Source organism: Pseudomonas sp. B20(2017), from assembly GCF_002113125.1.
Taxonomy (GTDB): Bacteria; Pseudomonadota; Gammaproteobacteria; order Pseudomonadales; family Pseudomonadaceae; genus Aquipseudomonas.
On sequence record NZ_NEJP01000001.1, the window covers coordinates 1 to 22,657 of the forward strand.

18 protein-coding genes and 4 tRNA genes are annotated in these 22,657 nt (G+C 60.7%); 7 read left to right on the top strand and 15 right to left on the bottom strand.

What is annotated here, in order from left to right; genetic code table 11:
* The 6 genes from CAF63_RS00005 to CAF63_RS00030 form a co-directional block, all read right to left on the bottom strand.
* A partial coding sequence (locus CAF63_RS00005) for a DUF6531 domain-containing protein (protein ID WP_143492406.1) occupies positions 1-2,607 on the bottom strand: 2,607 nt, incomplete at its 3' end.
* A 225-nt stretch (positions 2,608-2,832) separates the two neighbouring features.
* On the bottom strand, positions 2,833-3,240 hold the full coding sequence (locus CAF63_RS00010; protein ID WP_085682906.1) for an SEL1-like repeat protein: 408 nt from the start codon (positions 3,238-3,240) through the stop codon (positions 2,833-2,835).
* Complete coding sequence (locus tag CAF63_RS00015) at positions 3,241-3,612, bottom strand: hypothetical protein (protein WP_003223109.1); 372 nt, start codon at positions 3,610-3,612, stop codon at positions 3,241-3,243. It lies immediately after the preceding gene.
* Positions 3,609-3,950, bottom strand: coding sequence for a helix-turn-helix transcriptional regulator (locus CAF63_RS00020; RefSeq protein WP_007950435.1), 342 nt, complete (start codon positions 3,948-3,950; stop codon positions 3,609-3,611). The genes CAF63_RS00015 and CAF63_RS00020 overlap by 4 nt, the downstream gene beginning before the upstream one ends.
* Positions 3,951-4,064: 114 nt before the next feature.
* A complete protein-coding gene (locus tag CAF63_RS00025; RefSeq protein ID WP_007950434.1) occupies positions 4,065-4,520 on the bottom strand; it encodes a YkvA family protein in 456 nt (151 codons plus the stop codon).
* A 294-nt stretch (positions 4,521-4,814) separates the two neighbouring features.
* Positions 4,815-5,531: an FKBP-type peptidyl-prolyl cis-trans isomerase gene (locus tag CAF63_RS00030; RefSeq protein ID WP_085682907.1), complete on the bottom strand. Its 717-nt coding sequence runs from the start codon at positions 5,529-5,531 to the stop codon at positions 4,815-4,817.
* A 270-nt stretch (positions 5,532-5,801) separates the two neighbouring features.
* Between CAF63_RS00030 and CAF63_RS00035 the strand changes: the two genes are divergently transcribed.
* Both CAF63_RS00035 and CAF63_RS00040 read left to right on the top strand, forming a co-directional pair.
* Positions 5,802-7,610 carry a di-heme-cytochrome C peroxidase gene (locus tag CAF63_RS00035; RefSeq protein ID WP_085682908.1) on the top strand — a complete coding sequence of 603 codons (1,809 nt, stop codon included), beginning with the start codon at positions 5,802-5,804 and terminating at the stop codon, positions 7,608-7,610.
* A gap of 26 nt (positions 7,611-7,636) precedes the next feature.
* Positions 7,637-8,773 (top strand): catalase family protein, encoded by a 1,137-nt coding sequence (locus CAF63_RS00040; protein WP_143492421.1) that lies wholly within the window; start codon positions 7,637-7,639, stop codon positions 8,771-8,773.
* A 146-nt stretch (positions 8,774-8,919) separates the two neighbouring features.
* Here the strand turns inward: CAF63_RS00040 and CAF63_RS00045 are convergent.
* The 4 genes from CAF63_RS00045 to CAF63_RS00060 all read right to left on the bottom strand — a co-directional run bounded on the left by CAF63_RS00045 (position 8,920) and on the right by CAF63_RS00060 (position 9,453).
* A tRNA-Asp gene (locus CAF63_RS00045) sits at positions 8,920-8,996 on the bottom strand.
* A 19-nt stretch (positions 8,997-9,015) separates the two neighbouring features.
* A tRNA-Val gene (locus tag CAF63_RS00050) sits at positions 9,016-9,091 on the bottom strand.
* A gap of 190 nt (positions 9,092-9,281) precedes the next feature.
* A tRNA-Asp gene (locus tag CAF63_RS00055) sits at positions 9,282-9,358 on the bottom strand.
* A gap of 19 nt (positions 9,359-9,377) precedes the next feature.
* A tRNA-Val gene (locus CAF63_RS00060) sits at positions 9,378-9,453 on the bottom strand.
* A 159-nt stretch (positions 9,454-9,612) separates the two neighbouring features.
* On the opposite strand from CAF63_RS00060, the gene rdgC reads away from it, so the two are divergent.
* From rdgC to sugE, 3 genes are all read left to right on the top strand, one after another.
* A complete protein-coding gene (gene rdgC / locus CAF63_RS00065) occupies positions 9,613-10,533 on the top strand; it encodes a recombination-associated protein RdgC (RefSeq protein WP_085682910.1) in 921 nt (306 codons plus the stop codon).
* 148 nt (positions 10,534-10,681) lie between these two features.
* Positions 10,682-11,647: a bile acid:sodium symporter family protein gene (locus tag CAF63_RS00070; RefSeq protein ID WP_085682911.1), complete on the top strand. Its 966-nt coding sequence runs from the start codon at positions 10,682-10,684 to the stop codon at positions 11,645-11,647.
* A gap of 118 nt (positions 11,648-11,765) precedes the next feature.
* Positions 11,766-12,080 carry a quaternary ammonium compound efflux SMR transporter SugE gene (gene sugE, locus CAF63_RS00075; protein ID WP_085682912.1) on the top strand — a complete coding sequence of 105 codons (315 nt, stop codon included), beginning with the start codon at positions 11,766-11,768 and terminating at the stop codon, positions 12,078-12,080.
* A gap of 121 nt (positions 12,081-12,201) precedes the next feature.
* On the opposite strand, the gene CAF63_RS00080 is transcribed toward sugE, so the two are convergent.
* From CAF63_RS00080 to CAF63_RS00095, 4 genes are all read right to left on the bottom strand, one after another.
* Positions 12,202-14,076: an MFS transporter gene (locus CAF63_RS00080; protein WP_085682913.1), complete on the bottom strand. Its 1,875-nt coding sequence runs from the start codon at positions 14,074-14,076 to the stop codon at positions 12,202-12,204.
* 111 nt (positions 14,077-14,187) lie between these two features.
* A complete protein-coding gene (locus tag CAF63_RS00085) occupies positions 14,188-15,339 on the bottom strand; it encodes a TDT family transporter (protein ID WP_085682914.1) in 1,152 nt (383 codons plus the stop codon).
* A gap of 105 nt (positions 15,340-15,444) precedes the next feature.
* Positions 15,445-15,756, bottom strand: coding sequence for a cupin domain-containing protein (locus CAF63_RS00090; RefSeq protein WP_085682915.1), 312 nt, complete (start codon positions 15,754-15,756; stop codon positions 15,445-15,447).
* 53 nt (positions 15,757-15,809) lie between these two features.
* A complete protein-coding gene (locus CAF63_RS00095; RefSeq protein WP_085682916.1) occupies positions 15,810-16,997 on the bottom strand; it encodes an MFS transporter in 1,188 nt (395 codons plus the stop codon).
* 91 nt (positions 16,998-17,088) lie between these two features.
* Here CAF63_RS00095 and CAF63_RS00100 point away from each other — a divergent pair, with 91 nt between their 5' ends.
* Positions 17,089-17,631 (top strand): TetR/AcrR family transcriptional regulator, encoded by a 543-nt coding sequence (locus CAF63_RS00100; protein WP_085682917.1) that lies wholly within the window; start codon positions 17,089-17,091, stop codon positions 17,629-17,631.
* Between the two features lie 134 nt (positions 17,632-17,765).
* Positions 17,766-21,236: a hybrid sensor histidine kinase/response regulator gene (locus tag CAF63_RS00105; RefSeq protein ID WP_085682918.1), complete on the top strand. Its 3,471-nt coding sequence runs from the start codon at positions 17,766-17,768 to the stop codon at positions 21,234-21,236.
* Here CAF63_RS00105 and rmuC read toward each other — a convergent pair.
* Positions 21,233-22,612: a DNA recombination protein RmuC gene (rmuC, locus tag CAF63_RS00110; RefSeq protein ID WP_178081256.1), complete on the bottom strand. Its 1,380-nt coding sequence runs from the start codon at positions 22,610-22,612 to the stop codon at positions 21,233-21,235. The genes CAF63_RS00105 and rmuC overlap by 4 nt on opposite strands.
* Positions 22,613-22,657 lie beyond the last annotated feature (45 nt).

The following is a 22,657-nucleotide window of genomic DNA, read 5'->3' on the forward strand; positions in this document are numbered from 1 at the left end:
GCGTTCGGCGGTGATCTGGCCGTAGGCGCTGTAGGACCAGGCGCGGGTGGCTCCGGTAGGCAGCGTCGTCTGGATCAGCCGGCCAACGGCGTCCCAGGCGTGGCGGGTGACCGCACCATGTTCGTCCTGAACCGTCGTCCGCCGCCCTAAAGCGTCGTAGGAAAACTTCCGAACCCCACCGTCCGGCAAGCTCTCCTCGACCAACTGGCCCAGGCCGTTCCAGACGAACACATGGCGACCGGAATCCGGATAACGGACCGACAGCAACCGCCCCTGCGCGTCGTAGTGGTAATGGGTGACGTGGCCGTCCGGATCGACTGCTTCGGTGATATCACCCTGCGCATTACGCCGGTACGTCCACACCGCATCGCCACGTGAACGACTGTGCAGGAAACCGTTGCGGTACTCGTAGGACGTCGGCGCATCGTCCGGCGGAATCAGCGCAATCAGCCGTCCGGCGTCGTCATAGCGGTACTCGGTGACTGCCCCCAGCGCATCCTGCTCGGCGACCAGCCGGCCCTGCGCGTCATAGGCCTTGAGCTGTTCACCACCGTCGGCGGCGACCTGACTCACCAGCCGCGCCGTGTCATCGTGGACGTAGGTTTCCTCAGTCCCATCGACGTAATGCACCGTGACGCTGCCGGCGTCATCCCAGACGTAGCGCGTGTCCATCTGCGAAAACGAGGCCCAGTGCCGCACGCAGCACGCCGCTTTTCCGGCACGCTCCCACTCCCAGAAGAAACTCGCGCCGCCGGCCAGTTGCCGTTGCAGGATGACGTGCTGGTCGTCGTAGTCGTAACGCTCGCTTTCACCGACCGCGTTGGTCGCCTCGATCAGTCGATGACGGGCATCAAAGCGGTAACTGGCCAGCGTCTGCTCGGTACGCCAGGCAGACTCCCGAAAAACCTGATAATCGACCGCGACCAGATGCGCCCGCTCATAGCGCAGCAACAAGGAACGACCAGCGCCGTTATCCAGGCGCTGAATCCGGTCGGAAAGATCCCGATGCACCGTCAGACGATTGCCGTAGGCATCGCTAACCGCAGTCAGACGCCCAGCCCGAAAGTGATAAAACCGCGCCGCGTCCCCCGCCAGCGCAACAATCAACTCCTCCGGCTCATCCCCGAGAAAGATCGCCGCCCGCGACAGGCTGTTGTGAACGGCCGGTCGCTCGACATTCGGCAACGGAAACCGCGTCCGCCGGTTCTCGTGGTCAACCCAGACCACCGAAGCGCCATCAACCTCCAGCCGATGCGCCAGCGAATGGCTCCAGCCAAACCCCAACCCGACATCAATCTCGGCTGCACTGCTGCGATACAACCGGCTGAACTCGAACGGCAGCAGCCCATCGAGCACACCGTCGGTCAGCGTCAACAACTCTTCGCCAGTGACCATCGACACCGGACAGCCATTGGTGCAGGTCAGCGGTGCACAATCGGCGCTGTCACCGTTGGGGTTCTTCGCCTGATCCGGCGTGTCGTCGTGGTGCTCATCCTTTTTCAAGGAAGCATTACGCCGGGCATCCCAGCGCAGTTGCATGCGACCCTTTTTCACCCCGGCAGCGATGCCCCGTGCGGCGACGGCTTTGTATTGGTTCATGTAGCCGATGAAGGTGCTAACGATGCCGAACATCGCCTTCACCAGTCGCGCCACCGCCGACAGCAACTGAGCGCCACGCTCCGCCAGACGCAAGGTCAGATACGCAATCCCCGCCCCGGCGCCGACAAAGGTCAGCACAACGCCGATCAACACATCGATCAGCAACTGCACCACCACCATCGATACCGCTTCGGCAGTTTTCCCGGCAATTTCATTGGGTGGCAGCATCTCCAGCCAGAGGCTGGCAGTACGCAGCAACAAACACAGCGCCGCCTCGTCACTGACCAGTAACTGAAGCTTCTCCATCATTTCAGGCGCTGTTTCTGCCAGCGCGATCAGCTGTGCAGCGCCACTGCCCAACCGCTCGGCAAACTTTCCGGGATCCTGGAGAATCTCCGACAGCAACCCGATGCTGTCCCACACCCCCTCGATCGCCGCCCAGCTCCCGGCCAGCATGCCGTTCCCGGCCGCAGTGACCACCGACTGCGACCACTGCGGCTTGAAACCCTGCCACTCGCTGCGTAGCCAGCCATCCAGCTGCCGGGTCAGGCCATCGTAGGACTCGAACAGCGCATCAACCTGCTTCTCGCTGGCCTCGCCTTGCACCACCACCCGATAAAATTTGCCCGCTTCACCGGTGAACACCCCTTTGCCCTGAGCATCGAGGGTGACCGACTTGACTGCACCGCCCTCCACCGCCACCACATCGACAACGATGTCGCCCAATGGAATGTCGTACGCCGACTCGAACTTGCTCTCGATCTCCATCGGCCCGCTTTCCGGGCATTGCACGACTGCAGAAGAGAAGCGGTTGTCGTCAATCGCGACTGCCGTACTGTGTTCGCCGAAACGGATGATCCGCTCCATCCCCATTAGCGAAGGCAGATCGGCCGCATGACTGACGCCGTCTGCCGAGCGACTGAGCCAGTGCTTCAGCTGTTTGCGATAGAGATCGAGGGTGCGGGGAAAGCTGTCGAGTTCTTGCTCGATGCGGGTGACGGCATCCATCAGCGCATTTCCATGCGCATGGCGAAACGAAAAACCGGGTCGAACATATGCGTTCCCTCGCGCAAAAATCAGGCGAGGGACTTTGCGGGGGATCAAACAGAAAAGAAGTCAGGCGAGTAGGCGGAGGATGTAGGAGAAGTCTGCAAATGATCGTTATAAAACGGCAGACGCAAAAACGGGGCGAGAGGTTTCCCCCTCGCCCCGCTCACGGAACACTGGATTTGTTTACCGAGAAGAATCCCGGCCGGCCAGCTCTTTCAACTTGAGCTCGGCCAACGGATGTCCAGCCTTGGCCGCCATGGTCCACCAGTGAGCAGCTTCCGAAGGATCTGGAGCCTTGCTCGGCGTACCTGCAAGACTGATGACGCCGACTTGATACGCCGCCTTGCCATCCCCGGCCAGCGCCGCCAGCCGCAGCAACCGGACACCTTCTTCACGCGCACCCAGGCCAACCCCGCGAAACGTCAGGATGTGCCCGTAGAAGCTTTGCGCGCCGACGTCGCCCAGGTTGGCCATGCGCGCAAACTGCCCTTCGAGCCAGCGCCAGCCGCGGGGCTGACGGACGAACCACGACCAGTGAAACAGCCTACGGGCGAGCCAGTAACTTGCCCGCGCCTTGAGTCGTAAAAACACTCAGGCCTCCGCCGACTCCGGGTACTCGTACTCAAACACCCGCACCACTTCCGAGGCATGCCAGGAGGCGGCGGCGACACCGTCGGACGGCCCGGAAAAACGTCCCAGACGCTCGACACACTCAAAGAAACCGGTGCGTGGCAGGCGACTGGCACCCTGGCTGATCACCAGCGAGCTGCGCAACGGTTGTTCGGCTTTCGCGTCCAGTGCCGCGAGATGCTCCAGTGCAGCAGTCAATGTCTGCATGGCCGGCGTAGGCAGTTGCAAACGTTCGAGCAAGGCTCGATAAGTCAAAAGATGGCGCTGCCTGCGCGCCTGATCCAGCTCCCCCAGCAATCCGTCCCAATGTTGACGACTGATGCGTACGCTCACGATTGTTCCCTCCACCCTGGCACCGTCAACTCCCAGGCCAGGCTGCGGCGAATCGCGGCGTCGGGCAGACGCTCGCCACTTTCGATCATGGCCAGGTAAGACGGGCTGATGCCTACCGTGCGGGCGAGCGCCTCGATGGCGATGCCCTTCCCTTCGCGCAAACTGCGTAACTGATCCAGACCTGGAAGAATCGGGTCCGGGGTTGCCGCAAGCGGCGCTGGAGCCGGTTGCGACGGTGCTTCGTTAATGCCTGCTGCTTTCAGTAGAGCCTGATACTGAGCCCATGGCAGAACCGCATATTCGGGTTCGCCATCGCGTGCAATTATCTGAATATCCATGACTACCCCGTAGGACAACAACACTTAGCGAGTCGGCACTTTTCCCTAGAAGTGTAATCCTAACAGCGGCCAAGGTCGTGGGGGGTATCTATCTGAATAAGAGGCTGTCGCAATTCAGGACTTTTTTGGGCCCTGAAGCTGAAGTTGCTCGGGGGTATCGGGCAGGCGCTCGACCACTCTGAGCTTTTCCGGCGCCTGGCGCTGACGCCACAGGCGGAAGGCATTCAGTTCATCGTCGAGGGTTTTCATCAGCCAGGCGAGGACGGCGATGTCGTCGAGCATGCCGAACATGGGAATGAAATCCGGGATGGCGTCCACCGGACTGAGGAAATACATCAGACCGGCCACTACCGAAACGATCGCCTTGGCGCTGATCGCGCGGTACTCGCCGCGCCAGTACGCCAGACACAACGCCTGCAACAGACGCAGATCGTCCTTCAGTTTGCCGAGACGATTGCCTTGGGCGGCGCCTTTGCTGGCCACGGCGAACAACAAGGTCGGCAAGCGGCCTCGCGCCAGCAATCGTCCGGCCAGAGGAAGGAATCGGGCGAAATTCCACGGCGCTTTCATTTATTTCTCCCGTTGAAATGTTATCCACACAAATTGTGGATAACCTTGTGAACAGAGCTGCATTTCAGCGCTGAGAGCCCCGTTTCATAAGGGCTGCGCTCAGATCGGGCGTTTTTTACTCACATAAAAAATCCCAATATTTCATTGACTTGGCGGCTCCGGGCGTCTAGCACGGGCAACCTTAAAGTCTAGGACTGCCATGACCGGCATCGGTTCGGTCTGTTTACGCTGACCATCGTCCAGATGCAACAACGCCCCGCATAAGCGAGGCGTTGTTGTTGAAACCGGCGCAGATTACTTGGCGGCGGCGTCTTCTTTGGCTGGATCCTTGATACCCAGCAGTTCCAGGTCGAAAACCAGAACCGAGTTGGCCGGGATTGCCGGGCTTGGCGATTGTGCGCCGTAAGCCAGATCGCTAGGGATATACAGCTTGTACTTCTCGCCAACGTGCATCAGTTGCAGACCTTCGACCCAACCCGGGATCACACCGCTGACCGGCAGATCGATCGGGCTGCCGCGCTCGACGGAGCTGTCGAAAACGGTGCCGTTGGTCAGCTTGCCGGTGTAGTGAACGGTCACGACATCGGTAGGCTTAGGCTGTGGCCCGTCGGCTTTCTTGACCACTTCATACTGCAGACCGGAAGCGGTGGTAGTCACGCCAGCCTTCTTGCCGTTTTCTTCGAGGAATTTCTTGCCGGCGGCTGCCGACTCTTCGCTCATCTTGGCCATGCGCTCTTCGGCACGCTTTTGCAGTGCGGCGAAGGCTTCAACCAGTTCTTCATCTTTCAGCTTCTGTTCTTTCTTGCCGACGGCATCTTCGATGCCCTGAGCTACCGCTTTGGAGTCCAGGTCATCCATGCCTTCCTGAGCAAGGCTCTTGCCCATGTTCAGGCCGATACCGTAGGAAGCTTTTTGCGCCGGGGTTTTCAGCTCTACGCTGGTCTGCGAATCACAACCCGCGAGGACCAGGCTAACCAGGGCAACCGCCGCCGCCAACCGATGCTGTTTCATGCTATTTCCTTGTTCATGCGCCGAAAGGGCAATCGAGTAAAGCCGCGAGCTTATCAGGCCGCCACGACCAATGGCTACCGGCATGAGAGCAGGAATCTTCCGATAAGTTCAGGGATTAAAAAGCATTTGGCGAAAGGCACGATGAAGCTTCTGTCATCTTTCGCCGACGCTGTTTGATGCCGCTTCCCACAACACTTGGCGTAATGGCCACTTGCCGCACACGGCTTGGCTCAGGCATAACAGCGCAACAACTCGACAAGGATGTTTATCTTGCGCCTCTTATACCGTGGTTTGACGCTGATCGTGGTGCTGCTGGGACTGGTTCTGGCGGTGGTTCTTTACTATGTCGCCAATCCGAGATTGCCCTTCCCTGCGCCCGCAAAACAGGTGCATTACCTGAACCAGTGGACTGAGCAAGAGCGCCAGACCTACTACTTCACCCCGCAGGGGACTCAGGTCAAAGGCCTTCGTTACGAATGGTTTCAGGCGCTGGAGCTGCCGTTCTCGCAGCAACGCTTTGCCTCCCCGGAATATCTCGCACGCTTCGGCTTTCTGATCGATCCGCAGCAGAAAGCCACGCCGGACAACCCGGGCAATCTGCCGGTAGGTTTCGCCCGGCATCAAAATCCCGGCAGCGCCGAGCAATATCTCGACATCACCTGTGCGGCCTGCCACACCGGCGAACTGCACTTCAATGGCCAGGCAGTACGCATCGACGGGGGCTCGGCTCAGCATGTGTTGCCTTCCAGCGTTCCTACATTGCGCGGCGGCAGTTTCGGACAGGCATTGGTCGCCAGTCTCACCTCGACTTACTACAACCCGTGGAAATTCGAGCGCTTCGCCCGGCACGTGCTGGGCAACGACTACGATGCACGCCACGAACAACTGCGCAAAGACTTCAAAAACTCACTGAACACCTTCATCAAAGTGGCCTGGAACGATACTCACCGTGGCCTCTACCCCACCGAAGAAGGCCCCGGCCGCACTGATGCCTTCGGCCGTATCGCCAACGCGACCTTCGGTGATGCGATCTCCCCAAGCAACTATCGCGTCGCCAACGCCCCGGTGGATTACCCGCAGCTGTGGGATATGTGGACCTTCGACTGGGTGCAGTGGAACGGTTCGGCGCAGCAGCCGATGGCACGCAATATCGGCGAGGCCTTGGGCGTCGGCGCCACTCTGAATTTCTTCGACGCCAACGGCCAGCCTCTGCAAGGCGATGAGCGCTATGCCTCCAGCGTTCGTGTGCGTGATCTGCACAAGATCGAAGAAACCCTGCAAAAACTGCGACCGCCGGCATGGCCTGAAGAGGTGCTAGGCGTCGTCGACAAACCCTTGGCAGCCAAGGGGCGAGCCCTGTTCGCCGAGAATTGTGCCGGATGCCACGTCCCGCGTCAGACCCAGGAAGGCGAGCGCTGGGTGCAACACCTGCACATGCTCCCGGTGGATGTCATCGGCACCGACCCGAATGCCGCCAACAACATTGCCAATCACCGCTTCGACCTGAGCGCCCTGCAATGGAACCCGGCAGAGCTTGAACAAATGGACGTGAAGTTGCACCCCAAACCCAAGGAACCGCTGGACCTCAGCCAGCTGTCAGTGGCCAAGGGACTGGCTTACGTCACCGCCTTCGTAGAAAACCGTGCGTACCGTGAAGCGGGCGTCACCGCTGCCGAGAAACCACAGCTCGACGGCTTTGGCCTGCCGATCGGCGTTCGCGAAAAAGTCGCGTACAAGGCGCGTCCGCTTGCCGGCGTATGGGCCACGGCCCCTTTCCTGCACAACGGCTCGGTGCCGAGCCTTTATCAGTTGCTGTCGCCTCAGGACGAGCGCGCCACCACCTTCTATAAGGGCACCTTCGAATACGACCCGCGCCATCTGGGCTACCGCACCGAAGCCTTCACCAATGGTTTCCTGTTCGACACCCGCATCACTGGCAACCACAACAGCGGCCACGAATTCCGCGCCGGCGAACGCGGCAACGGCGTCATCGGCCGACTGCTGCTGCCTGAAGAACGCTGGGCGCTGCTCGAATACCTGAAAGTGCTGGGCGGCCCACTGGAGGCGCAATTACCATGATCTTCAATTCCTTCAAAAAACCGTCGATGCTGGCGCGGTTCTGGCTCTGGCTGGGACGGTTACTGGGCAAAACCCTGTTGATCCTGCTGGTGATCGGTCTGATCGGCTGGGCTCTGACCACCGCGTGGTTCGCCTGGCAGCACCGTGGTCCGGTGTCGGCGCTGGAGAAGATTCCGGACGGCGAAGCCGCCATGACCCAGGACGTGATTCAGACCGCCGTGCGCATCGTCGATCAGCACCGTGAAAGCACCCGCTACCTGCGCGATGCTCATGCCAAGGCCCATGGCTGCGTGAAGGCCGACGTGCAGGTGTTGCCGGATCTGGCTCAGGAATTGCGCCAGGGCGTCTTCAGCGAACCGGGCAAGCTGTGGAAAGCGACGATGCGCCTGTCCAACGGCAACGCCTATCCGCAGTTCGACAGCATCCGCGATGCCCGGGGCATGGCGCTCAAATTGCTCGATGTGCCGGGCAAGCAGTTGCTGGGCGACCGTCAGGGTCTGCACGAGCAGGATTTTGTGATGTTCAGTCATCCGAATTTCTTTGTCAGCGATGTCGCCGAGTATCGTCAGAATGTGGCGGCGCAGGCTGACGGCAAAAAGGTTATGGCATTTTTCCCGGGATGGGATCCGCGCAGCTGGCAGATCCGGCATCTGTTCATTGCACTGGCGACCCTGTCGCCACCGCCGGACAGCCCGACACGCACGACATATTTCTCGGTATCGCCCTACAAGTTCGGCGAGGCCAATGCCAAGTTCCGGGTGATGCCGGATCCAGAGCGCTGCCCCGCTTACACCTTGCCGAAACAGAACCAGGATCTGCCGAACTTCCTGCGCAACGCGCTGAATCAACAGCTGTCCACCGATCGGATTCCGGCGTGTTTCGTGTTGCAGATCCAGCGGCAGGACGCAAACAAGTACATGCCGATCGAGGACACCAGCATCGAATGGCGCGAACAGGACAGCCCATTTGAAACCGTGGCTCGGATCACCCTGCCCCCGCAGGACTTCGACACCCCGGCGCTGAACCTGCAATGCGACAACCTGTCGTTCAATCCCTGGTTCGGCATCGAAGCCCATCGCCCGATTGGCGGGATCAACCGGTTGCGTAAAGCGGTGTATGAAGCGGTCAGCGATTACCGCCACAGTCGCAACTCGGCGCAATAGCAGCGCCAGAAACGAAAAAAAGCGACCGTCAAAGGTCGCTTTCTCATGTTCAGGCCCGGCAAAAGCCAAATCCCGGACAGCAAAAAGCCCGCACTAGGCGGGCTTTCTGTGGTGATCTGGCGTTCAGTGTTCCAGATTACCGAATATGGCGCAGCGGACGGGACTCGAACCCGCGACCCCCGGCGTGACAGGCCGGTATTCTAACCGACTGAACTACCGCTGCGCGAAACGCTTGAAACGAATGGTGGGTGATGACGGGATCGAACCGCCGACATTCTGCTTGTAAGGCAGACGCTCTCCCAGCTGAGCTAATCACCCTTCGCTTCGTTACGGGGCGCATTATGCCACAGATTTTCGTAATGTGTTGATTTAATTGAAGTTTTTATCAAAAAAATCCGAAAACCGGTGAAACGACACATCCCGCATATACAACTCGAGGCAGAAAAAAACCCGCCTTGGCGGGTTTTTCCGTGGTGACCTGGCGTTCAGTGTTCCAGGTTACCGAATATGGCGCAGCGGACGGGACTCGAACCCGCGACCCCCGGCGTGACAGGCCGGTATTCTAACCGACTGAACTACCGCTGCGCTAAACACTTGAAACGAATGGTGGGTGATGACGGGATCGAACCGCCGACATTCTGCTTGTAAGGCAGACGCTCTCCCAGCTGAGCTAATCACCCTTCGCTTCGGTGTGGCGCGCATTCTACGGAGCGACCCAACCTCTGGCAAGCACTTTTTTAATTAATTTTCTTAGCCCTTCCAAAGGCTTAGAGAAGGGTTGGCCTATGACCCGGCGAAGACAATAATGCCCCCCTTTGTATAAAGGAGAGACTCACCCCATGTGGTTCAAAAACCTGCTTATCTATCGCCTGACCCAAGACCTGCCTGTCGATGCCGAGGCGCTGGAAACTGCACTGACCACCAAACTGGCGCGTCCATGTGCAAGCCAGGAGTTGACCACCTACGGTTTCGTCGCGCCGTTCGGCAAGGGCGAAGATGCTCCACTAGTGCACGTCAGCGGTGACTTCCTGCTGATCTCCGCCCGTAAAGAAGAACGCATCCTGCCGGGCAGCGTCGTGCGTGACGCGGTCAAGGAGAAGGTCGAAGAGATCGAAGCCGAGCAGATGCGCAAGGTCTATAAGAAGGAACGCGATCAGATCAAGGATGAAATCATCCAGGCATTCCTGCCGCGCGCCTTCATCCGCCGCTCGTCGACCTTCGCCGCCATCGCGCCGAAACAGGGCCTGATCCTGGTCAACTCGGCCAGCCCGAAACGCGCCGAAGACCTGCTCTCCACGCTGCGTGAAGTGATCGGCACCCTGCCGGTTCGCCCGCTGACCGTGAAAACCGCGCCGACCGCCGTAATGACCGAATGGGTCACCACCCAGCAAGCCGCCCCGGACTTCTTCGTCCTGGACGAGTGCGAACTGCGCGACACCCACGAAGACGGCGGCATCGTACGTTGCAAGCGACAGGACCTGACCAGCGAAGAAATCCAGCTGCACCTGAGCACCGGCAAGGTGGTGACTCAACTGTCGCTGGCCTGGCAGGACAAACTGTCGTTCATGCTCGACGACAAGATGACCGTCAAGCGCCTGAAATTCGAAGATCTGTTGCAGGATCAGGCGGAACAGGACGGCGGCGACGAAGCCCTCGGCCAACTGGACGCCAGCTTCACCCTGATGATGCTGACGTTCGGCGACTTCCTGCCGGCGCTGGTTGAAGCACTGGGCGGCGAAGAGACTCCGCAGGGCATCTAAATTCTACCGAGTGAAAAACTGTGGGAGCGAGCCTGCTCGCGATAGGGCCATTGCACTCAACATTTTTTGTCGACTGTAACGCCGCCATCGCGAGCAGGCTCGCTCCCACATTGGTTTCTGCGGTTCTATTGATAATAAGGAACAGGCCATGCGCGCACTGGCTGCACTGAGTCGTTTTGTCGGCAACACCTTCGCTTACTGGGTTCTGATTTTCGCGGTGATCGCGTTCCTGCAACCGGCCTGGTTCCTCGGCCTCAAAGGCGCGATCGTGCCGCTGCTCGGGCTGGTGATGTTCGGCATGGGCCTGACCCTCAAACTCGACGACTTCGCCGCCGTCGCCCGCCATCCGTGGCGTGTGGCGCTGGGCGTGGTCGCGCATTTCGTGATCATGCCGGGGATGGCATGGCTGCTGTGCCAGATCTTTCATCTGCCACCGGAAATTGCCGTCGGCGTGATTCTGGTCGGTTGCTGCCCGAGCGGCACCTCATCGAACGTCATGACCTGGCTGGCCCGTGGCGACCTGGCGCTGTCGGTGGCCATCGCCGCCGTTACCACCCTCCTCGCCCCGCTGCTGACGCCCACGCTGATCTGGCTGCTGGCTTCGGCGTGGTTGCCGGTTTCGTTCATGGAGTTGTTCTGGTCGATCCTGCAAGTGGTACTGCTGCCAATCGTCCTCGGCGTGGTCGCGCAACGTGTGCTCGGTGACAAGGTCCGCCACGCGGTGGAAGTGTTGCCGCTGGTGTCAGTGGTCAGCATCGTGATCATCGTTACCGCCGTGGTTGCCGCCAGCCAGGCGAAGATCGCCGAATCCGGCCTGCTGATCATGGCCGTAGTGATGCTGCACAACAGCTTCGGTTATCTGCTGGGTTATTTCACCGGACGCCTGTTCGGCCTGCCGCTGCCTCAGCGCAAATCTCTGGCGCTGGAAGTCGGCATGCAGAACTCAGGGTTGGGGGCTGCGCTGGCCAGTGCGCACTTCTCGCCGCTGGCGGCGGTGCCGAGCGCGCTTTTCAGTGTGTGGCACAACATTTCCGGGGCGCTGCTTTCGACGTACTTCCGACGGATGAGCGAAAAAGAAGACCGTGAAACGTTGGCGCAACAGGCGGCCGACTGATCCCGGATCAAGGCGCGGCGCGCAATTTTAGGTAGTATGTGCGCCACGCGGGGACGACCCTGCGGCTCAATCGAGTTTTCAATCTGGGGACGGCCCCGTCTATCGATGGAGGTCTTTCATGTCCTGGATCATTCTGTTTTTCGCCGGCCTGTTCGAAGTCGGCTGGGCCGTCGGTCTTAAATACACTGATGGTTTCACCCGTCCGCTTCCGACCGTTCTCACCGTCGCCGCCATGGCGGTCAGCCTTGGCCTGCTCGGGCTGGCAATGAAGGAATTGCCGCTGGGCACGGCCTATGCGATCTGGACGGGAGTCGGCGCCGTGGGCACGGTGATTGCCGGGATCATCCTGTTTGGCGAATCGATGGCGTTGATTCGCCTGGCCAGCGTTGCACTGATCATCACCGGATTGATCGGGCTCAAGGTCAGCGCTTAAGCCACTGCCTCATCGCGGGCAAGCCCGCTCCCACAGGTTTCCGGGTGTACACAAAATCCATGTTCACTGGAGATCCTGTGGGAGCCGGGCTTGCCCGCGATGAGGCCGGCACAGCCAATGATTATCTGACTGTCCCGCGCAATTCCCCGACCAACGCCTGCAACTCCGCTGGCTGCGCCGCTTCAACGGCTACCGGCGAACCCGCCACCAGCGTCACTCGCGACCACAACCGGTGAAAGAAACCTTTATCGGGATCGCGACTGAAGAAACTCCCCCACAACCCCTGCAACGCCAGCGGAATCACCGGCACCGGCGTCTCTTCGAGAATCCGCGTCAGACCGCCCTTGAACTCGTTGATCTCGCCATCGGCGGTCAACTTGCCTTCAGGGAAGATGCAGACCAACTCTCCTTCCTTCAGATACCGGGCAATCCGGGTGAAGGCCTTTTCGTAGATCTGAATGTCTTCCTGACGTCCGGCGATAGGAATGGCCCCTGCCGTGCGAAAGATAAAGTTCAACACTGGCAGGTTGTAGATCTTGTAGTACATGACAAAGCGAATCGGCCGACGCACCGCGCCACCGATCAGCAACGCGTCGACGAACGACACGTGGTTGCACACCAGCAACGCCGCGCCCTCGTCGGGAATCGCCTCAAGGTTGCGATGCTCGACGCGGTACATGGAATGGCTGAGCAGCCAGATCATGAAACGCATGCTGAACTCGGGGACGATCTTGAAGATGTAGGCGTTGACGCCGATGTTCAGCAGCGAAACCACCAGGAACAACTGCGGAATCGACAGCTTGACCACGCTCAGCAACACGATGGTGACAATCGCCGAAATCACCATGAACAGCGCGTTGAGAATGTTGTTGGCGGCAATTACCCGCGCCCGTTCGTTCTCGGCGGTGCGCGACTGGATCAGCGCGTACAGCGGCACGATGTAGAAACCGCCGAAGATCCCGAGACCCAGCACATCGATCAACACCGCCCAGGCATGGCCAAAACCGAGCACTTCGGTCCAGCTATGGCCAACAGCGCTTTCTGGAGTTCCACCGGAATGCCACCACAGCAACAGCCCGAAAACGGTCAGACCGAACGAGCCAAACGGCACCAGGCCGATCTCGACTTTGCGCCCGGAAAGCTTTTCGCACAGCATCGAGCCCAGCGCGATACCGACCGAAAACACCGTCAGAATCAGGGTGACCACGGTTTCGTCGCCGTGCATCCACTCCTTGGCGTAAGCCGGGATCTGCGTCAGATAAATCGCCCCGACGAACCAGAACCACGAGTTGCCGACAATCGAACGCGACACCGCTGGCGTCTGCCCCAGGCCGAGTTTCAAGGTCGCCCACGACTGACTGAAGATGTTCCAGTTCAGGCGCATTTCAGGGGTCGCCGCTGCGGCGCGAGGAATGCTGCGACTAGCCAGATAACCCAGCACGGCGATGCCGACAATCGCGGCGGACACCACCGGCGCGTAATTGGCCGACGACATCATCACCCCGGCGCCGATGGTCCCGGCCAAAATCGCCAGGAACGTGCCCATTTCCACCAATCCGTTACCGCCGACCAGCTCATCCTCGCGCAGCGCCTGCGGCAGGATCGAATACTTCACCGGCCCGAACAGTGCCGAGTGCGTGCCCATGGCAAACAGTGCCACCAGCATCAGCGACAGGTGATCGAACAGGAAGCCGACGGATCCCACGGCCATGATGGCGATTTCTGCCAGTTTGATCAGACGGATCAACGCATCCTTGGCGAATTTTTCCCCGAACTGCCCGGCCAGCGCCGAAAACAGGAAGAACGGCAGAATAAACAGCAGCGCGCACAGGTTGACCCAGATCGAGCGGTCACCTTCGATGGTCAGCCGATAGAGAATGGCGAGGATCAGCGACTGCTTGAACACGTTGTCGTTGAACGCACCCAGCGACTGGGTGATGAAGAACGGCAGGAAGCGCCGAGTGCGCAGCAGGTTGAACTGTGAGGGGTGACTCATCTTCCGTGTGACCCTGTTGTTTTTTGGAAAGAGAAGGTAGCGAGTGGCCCGGCTACACTTATAAGAATCTCGAACCGCGATCCAGGCCACACATTACCTAATCTTTGCAGGTTATTTCTTCAAACCTGCAATGCACGGTGAAACAAACAGCTCGCCGCGCCAGGCGCCTTGCAATGTGCGCTTGCCGACGATCAGCCACATCACCGCCAGCAACGTCACCAGCCCACAACCGGCCACGCTGAAGAATGTCAGGTTCAATGTGCTGCCGAGTTTCAAGGTCGCCAGCGAATACACGCCCAACGGGAAGGTAAATCCCCACCAGCCAAGGTTGAACGGGATGCCGTCGCGCAGGTAACGCACGGTGATCAGCAGCGCCATCAACATCCACCACAGACCGAAGCCCCACAGCGTGATCCCGGCTATCAGGCCCAGGCCCGAAGCCATTTCGCCGAGGCCTGGCAGGCCGTTGGCCGCGAAGATCGCCGGGGCATCGCCGCCCAGCAGCAACATGCCCAGGGCGCCGGTGCCGATCGGCCCCAAGGCCAGCCAACTCGAGGCCGCCATGTTTTCGTGGGGCAGCTTGTGCAGGGCCATGCGCAGCAACAGGATGGTCAGAATGCTGAACGCCACCGGCAGGGAAAATGCCCAGAGCACGTAACTGGTCACCAGCACCACCAATTGCGAGTGGGCATCGGCCAGATGCGGCGCCAGCAGTCCACCGCTGGCCGCCGCCACTTCTGCGGCAACCACCGGCAGCAGCCAGACGGCGGTCATCTGATCGATGCTGTGCTCCTGACGGGTAAACATCATGTAGGGGATCAACACACCGCAGGCCAGCGACATCGCCACGTCCAGCCACCACAGCACTTCCGCAAAATGAATGACGCCCTCGCCCCAGCGTGGCAGACCGAACAGCAGAAAGCCGTTGATGATGGTCGCCAGGCCCATGGGAATGGTGCCGAAGAACATCGAAACCGTGGAGTGCCCGAAGATCCGCCGCGCCTCGTCGAAGAACAGAATCCAGCGGGCGGCGTAGGCAGCGGTAAACAGCACGAACAACAGAATGTTGAACAGCCACAGCCCTTCGGCCACGGCGGGCAATCCGGGAATGGACACCGGCAATTGCGCCAGCGCCAACGCCAGCACGCCGGTGCCCATGGTCGCAGCGAACCAGTTCGGGGTGAATTGGCGGATTACTTCACGCGGATGCTGAAGCTGGCTGAATGGCTTGATGCCGGGTTTGGCGCTGTTGGGGCAAATCATCATGAACTCCTGTCCTCAGGTGAGGTTGAGTTCATGGTAGAACCGAATCGAATATCTATATAACGGGTAATATCTCTAACTATTATCTGTTTTACTGATATTAAATCAGACGCTGCCTTCGGTTTCGATCACCAGAATCCGAGCCGCACCCTGCGGATGAGCGACGTGTTCAGTACCAATGGACGCGTAAAAGATGTCCCCGACATCAAGCTGCACCTGCTTTTCCTCGCCCTCTTCGCGATAGTGCATGAGCACCTGACCGTCGAGTACCACAAACACTTCTTCACCGTCATTGACGTGCCATTTGTAGGGCTGATCGGTCCAGTGCAGACGCGTGGTGATGCCGTTCATGTTGGCGATGTCGAGTGCGCCCCAGGCGCGCTCGGCGGTGAAGGTCTTGCTGCGGATAATCTTCATGCGTCGATCCGTGAGAAGAAGGGGCTGGCCAAGGCTAACCGAATCCAGAGGTGTTATGGAGTGCTGCAGGTCTTCACCGCTTGCGCGCGGAAACTCATCAGCAGCGCACCGACCGCCAGCACAATCAGCACCGCGCCATACACGTCGGTGGTGGCCAGCAGGCCCGCGCTATGGGTGAAATGCCCGGCCAGCAACGCCGGCAGGCAGAACGCCAGGTAACTCAACACATAGAACGCCGACATCAACCCGGCGCGCTCATGAGGCAATGCCAACGGCACCAGGCTGCGCACCGCACCGAGAAAACCGGAGCCAAAGCCACACCCGGCCACCAACGTGCCGAAGAAAAACAACGACAGACTGGCGCTGTGCACGCCCAACAGAACCAACACGATACCGGCCGGCAACAAGCTCGCCCCAATTTGCAGCGCCCGGGAAGCAGGACGATTGCGCAAAGTGAAGATCATCAACGCACCGGTCACGGTCAGCGCTGCCACAGTCGCGCCGCCGATCAGGTTGGAAGTGGAGCCAGTGGCCGTGCGCACCAGCGATGGGGCCAGCGAGGCATAGAAACCACCGAGCGCCCAAGTCGCGGTGTTCAGCGGCAAGACTCGCCACAGCGTCGAACGCGCCTGCACCGGCACATGCAGGGTCGGCCGCAGCGAGGCCCATGCCCCGGCCTGCGGCGAGACGCTTTCCGGCAGGCGCCAGACATAAATCCCCTGCAACACAAATAGCGCGAGCAGCAACCAATAGGTCAACTGCAACGGTGCCGGAGCGAACTCGGCCAACAAGCCGCAGCCCATGCCGCCCAACGCCATGCCCAGCAGCGGAGCAACGCTGTTGATCAACGGCCCTTGCTGGCGATCAGTGTCCAGCAGCGTCGCACTCAACACGGCGGTGGCCATGCCGGTGGCGAAGCCTTGCAGCACACGCGCGCCGATCAGCCAGCCCACGCTGTCGGCATAGATGAACAGCAGCATCGCCAGCGCATTGAGCGTCACGGCAGTGAAGATCACCGGTTTGCGTCCCAGGTGATCCGACAGCGACCCGACTGTCAGCAACGCGGCCAGCAGACTCAGCGCGTAGACGCCGAAAATCAGGGTCAGCACCGCTGCCGAAAAATGCAGCCGATCCTGATACAGGTGATACAACGGCGTCGGCGCAGTGGAAGCGGCGAGAAAACTCAGTAAGGTGATCGCCAGAAACCACAGGCTGGATCGGTTGGAAGCAAGGCTGGTCATGGGCACACTCCGCAAAAGCTAATTTTTTGCTTTTGCGGAGTGTGCTCTCGGCTTGCGCTTAAAGCAAATTCTTTGTGTTAAGGTCTGCCGCATGGCTATTAAAGAAGGTTTACGCCCGGGCGGTCGCAGTGCCCGGGTGCAGGAGTCGATTCACTCGGCAGTCCGCGCGCTTCTGCAAGAACAGGAGCGCTCGACGGTGACCGTCCCGCAAATCGCGGCGCGCGCCGGGGTGACGCCGTCGACGATTTATCGACGCTGGGGAGATCTGGCGGCCTTGCTCGCGGACGTCGCCCTCGCCCGCATGCGCCCCGACAGCGAGCCGGCAGAAACCGGCAGCCTGCGCAGCGATATCCGCGCATGGGCCGAACAATATCTCGACGAAATGAGTTCTGAACCCGGGCGCAACATGATGCGCGATGTGCAGGCAAGCGCGACGCCGGGGTATTGCGTGACGATCATCGGTGCGCAATTGCAGACCATCATCGAGCGCCACCCAGAGGAAACGGCGCCCAGCGTGGATCGGCTGATCAATCTGGTGGTGTCCCCGATGGTGTTCCGCATTCTGTTCTCGGCGGCGCCGCTGGAAGTCGAAGAACTGCACCGCCTGATCGACATCGCGCTCAAACCAGACTGACCACAGAACTGCCCGGTTCCGTGAGTGCGACACCCCGCCGCGCCACGACCTTGGTCGACACTGACTAACTGTCGCGCCCGTGCGAGACTGTCTGACCGGGCGCAAGTCCGGTCGTTTTCTGTCGGGAGTGTTCCATGTCGTTGTCCACCGGGCTGATCGCCGCCGTCGCCCTGGCCTATATGGCCATCATGTTCGCCATCGCCTTCTACGGCGACCGTCGCAGCACACCGCTGCCGCCACGGGTGCGTGCCTGGGTGTACAGCCTGTCGCTGGCGGTCTATTGCACCAGCTGGACGTTCTTCGGCGCGGTCGGCCAGGCTGCCGAACAACTCTGGTCATTTCTGCCGATTTACCTGGGGCCGATCCTGCTGCTGCTCGGTGCGCCGTGGGTGCTGCAGAAAATGGTGATGATCAGCAAACAGGAGAACATCACCTCCATCGCCGACTTCATTGCCGCCCGTTACGGCAAATCCCAATCGCTGGCGGTGGTCGTCGCGTTGATCTGTCTGGTCGGCGTTCTGCCCTATATCGCCTTGCAACTCAAAGGCATCGTCCTCGGCGTGAACCTGCTGATCGGTGCCGGTGCCGATGCCATGGGCACCCGCGCCCAGGACACGGCCCTGATCGTGTCGCTGGTGCTGGCGCTGTTCACCATCGTTTTCGGCACACGCAACCTCGATGCTACGGAGCACCACCGGGGCATGGTGCTGGCGATCGCATTCGAGTCACTGGTGAAACTGTTCGCCTTCCTTGCCGTCGGCGCCTTCGTGACGTATGGCCTGTATGACGGCTTCGACGACCTGTTCAATCAGGCGATGCTCGCCCCGCGCCTTGAGGAATACTGGAAAGAAACCATCAACTGGCCGTCAATGGTCGTGCAGACCGGCGTGGCGATGATGGCGATCATCTGCCTGCCCCGGCAGTTCCACGTAACGGTGGTCGAGAACATCGACCCGCAGGATCTGCGTCTGGCCAAGTGGGTGTTCCCCGCCTATCTCGCACTGGCCGCGTTGTTTGTAGTCCCGATCGCCCTGGCCGGTCAGATGATGCTGCCCAGCTCGGTCATCCCCGACTCCTTCGTTATCAGCCTTCCATTGGCCCAGGCCCACCCGGCGCTGGCAATGCTGGCGTTTATCGGCGGCGCATCAGCGGCCACCGGTATGGTGATCGTGGCGAGTGTGGCGCTGTCGACCATGGTCTCCAACGACATGCTGTTGCCGTGGCTGCTGCGCCGCAACAACGCCGAACGCCCGTTCGAAGTGTTCCGTCAGTGGATGCTCTCGGTGCGTCGGGTCAGCATCGTCGTGATTCTGTTGCTGGCTTACGTCAGCTACCGCTTGCTCGGCTCGACCGCGAGCCTGGCGACCATTGGCCAGATCGCTTTCGCCGCCGTGACTCAACTGGCCCCGGCGATGCTCGGCGCGCTGTACTGGAAACAGGCCAACCGCCGCGGCGTGTTCGCCGGTCTCGCCGCCGGCACGTTCCTGTGGTTCTACACCCTGATCCTGCCGATCGCTGCGCGCAGCCTCGGCTGGTCGCTGGACAGTTTCCCCGGCCTCGCCTGGCTGCACAGCAACCCGCTGAACCTGCCGATCACCCCGCTGACCCAAGGCGTGGTGCTGTCGTTGGCGGGCAACTTCACGTTGTTTGCCTGGGTCTCTGTGCTGTCGCGCACCCGGGTGTCGGAGCACTGGCAAGCCGGACGCTTTATCGGTCAGGAAATCAGCGCACGGCCGAGCGCACGCTCGATGTTGGCAGTGCAAATCGATGATTTGCTGCAACTGGCCGCGCGCTTTGTCGGTGAAGAACGTGCGCGGCAAAGCTTCATCCGCTTCGCCTATCGCCAGGGCAAAGGCTTCAATCCGAATCAGAACGCCGACGGCGAATGGATCGCCCACACCGAGCGATTGCTGGCGGGTGTTCTCGGCGCCTCTTCGACGCGAGCTGTAGTAAAGGCCGCCATCGAAGGTCGGGAAATGCAGCTGGAAGACGTCGTCCGGATCGCCGACGAAGCGTCGGAAGTGTTGCAGTTCAACCGCGCGCTGCTGCAAGGCGCCATCGAAAACATTACCCAAGGCATCAGCGTGGTCGACCAGTCGCTGAAACTGGTGGCCTGGAATCGTCGCTATCTGGAGCTGTTCAACTATCCGGACGGCTTGATCAGCGTCGGCCGACCGATTGCCGACATCATTCGCCACAACGCCGAGCGCGGCTTGTGCGGCCCCGGTGAAGCGGAAGTCCACGTCGCCCGGCGCCTGCACTGGATGCGTCAGGGGCGCGCCCACACCTCCGAGCGACTGTTCCCCAACGGCCGGGTGATCGAACTGATTGGCAACCCGATGCCCGGCGGCGGTTTCGTCATGAGTTTCACCGACATCACCGCGTTCCGCGAAGCCGAGCAGGCTTTGACCGAGGCCAACGAAGGGCTGGAGCAACGGGTCAGCGAACGGACTCAGGAACTGTCGCAACTCAACGTCGCGCTGACGGAAGCCAAGGGCAATGCGGAGGCGGCCAACCAATCGAAAACCCGCTTCCTCGCAGCGGTCAGCCACGACCTGATGCAACCGTTGAACGCGGCACGGCTATTCTCCGCCGCCCTCTCCCATCAGGAAGACGGCCTGAGCGCCGAGGCGCAGAAACTGGTGCAGCATCTGGACAGTTCGCTGCGTTCGGCCGAAGACCTGATCAGCGACCTGCTGGACATTTCCCGCCTGGAAAACGGCAAGATCAACCCGGATCGCAAGCCGTTCGCGGTCAATGAGCTGTTCGATATTCTCGGCGCGGAGTTCAAGGCACTGGCCCAGGAACAGGGCTTGAGCTTCCGGGTACGCGGAAGTCAGTTGCGCATCGACAGCGACATCAAGCTGCTGCGGCGGATCCTGCAGAACTTCCTCACCAACGCGTTCCGCTACGCAAAAGGCCCGGTGCTGCTGGGCGTGCGTCGACGAAAAGGCGAAATCTGTCTGGAAGTGTGGGATCGCGGGCCGGGGATTCCGGAGGACAAACAGCAAGTGATCTTCGAGGAATTCAAACGCCTCGACAGCCACCAGACCCGCGCCGAAAAAGGCCTGGGCCTGGGTCTGGCGATCGCCGATGGGCTGTGCCGCGTGCTCGGCCATACCTTGCGCGTGCGCTCATGGCCGGGGCGCGGCAGCGTGTTCAGTGTCCGCGTGCCGTTGGCCAAAGCGCAGACCGTGCAGCCGCCACCGGCGATGGAAATCAATGGCAAGTTGCACAGCGGCGCGCAGGTACTGTGCATCGACAACGAAGACAGCATTCTGATCGGCATGAACAGTTTGCTCACGCGCTGGGGCTGTCAGGTCTGGACGGCGCGCAACCGCGAAGAATGCGCGGCGCTGCTCGACGACGGCGTGCGCCCACAATTGGCATTGGTCGACTATCACCTGGATCACGGCGAAACCGGCACCGATCTGATGGCCTGGTTGCGCACAAGACTGGGCGAACCGGTGCCCGGCGTAGTGATCAGCGCCGACGGGCATCCGGAAACCGTGGCCCAGGTGCATGCAGCGGGCTTGGATTACCTGGCCAAACCGGTGAAGCCGGCGGCGTTGCGGGCGTTGTTGAGTCGCTATTTGCCGCTCTAGCAGAGCGGCTTATATTCAGGCAGTTCGACCAAGCCGTCGGCGTCGGTCATCGCGCGTTCCAGCAGATCCGCCGGCAGGCTTTTGCTGGCCCGCGCGCCGAGCAACTTGAGCTGTTCGCTGCGGCTGACCAGATTGCCGCGCCCTTCCGTCAGCTTGTTGCGCGCCGCGCTGTAAGCCTTGTCCAGTTGCTGCAAGCGATTGCCGACTTCGTCCAGATCCTGAATGAACAACACGAACTTGTCGTACAGCCAGCCGGCGCGCTCGGCAATTTCCCGGGCGTTCTGGCTCTGGCGCTCCTGCTTCCACAGGCTGTCGATGACCCGCAGGGTGGCGAGCAAAGTCGTCGGACTGACGATCACGATGTTACGGTCAAAAGCCTCCTGAAACAGCGCCGGCTCGGCTTGCAACGCGGCGGAAAACGCCGCTTCGATGGGCACGAACAGCAAGACGAAATCGAGGCTGTGCAGGCCCTCCAGCCGCTTGTAATCCTTGCCGGCCAGGCCTTTGACGTGGCTGCGCAGGGACAGCACGTGCTGCTTCATGGCGATCTGGCCGATGGCGTCGTCGTCCGCCGCCACGTACTGCTGATACGCCGTAAGGCTGACCTTGGAGTCGACTACCACCTGCTTGTCGCCCGGCAGATAAATGATCACGTCCGGCTGGAAACGCTCGCCGTCCGGGCCTTTTAGATTGACCTGGGTCTGGTACTCGCGGCCCTTCTCCAGCCCGGCATGCTCAAGCACGCGCTCGAGAATCAGCTCGCCCCAGTTGCCCTGGGTTTTCTGGCCTTTCAGAGCGCGGGTCAGGTTGGTCGCTTCATCACTGAGGCGCAGGTTCAGTTGTTGCAGACGCTCCAGTTCCTTGGCCAGCGAGAAGCGCTCGCGGGCTTCGGCCTGATAGCTTTCCTCGACACGTTTTTCGAACGACTGGATGCGCTCCTTCAACGGGTCGAGCAGCTGGCCGAGGCGTTGCTGGCTGGTTTCAGCGAAGCGTTGTTCGCGTTCATCGAAGATCTTGCCGGCCAGTTCGGCGAACTGGGCGCGCAGTTCGTCGCGGGAACCTTGCAGGTCATCCAGGCGTTGTTGATGGCTTTCCTGTTGCTCGCGTAGTTCGGCATTCAACGACGCCGCCTGGGCGTCCAGGCGCCGTAATTCGGCTTCCTTATTGGCGCGTTCGATGTTCCAGGCGTGGGCGGCGTCACGGGCGTCGTCGCGCTCGATCTGCAACAGCTCGACTTCCCGGCGCGCGGCCGCGAGATCTGCTTGTTTGGAGGCATTGGCCTGGCCGAGGTCGGCGATTTCATCGCGACTGGCTTCGAGCTGTGCAGTAAGGCCGTCCTGGGCCATCTGCGCCATGGCCAGCCGCTCCTCGAGCAATGCGACTTCAGACTGGTTCTGACTGGCCCGACGTTGCAGTTGCCA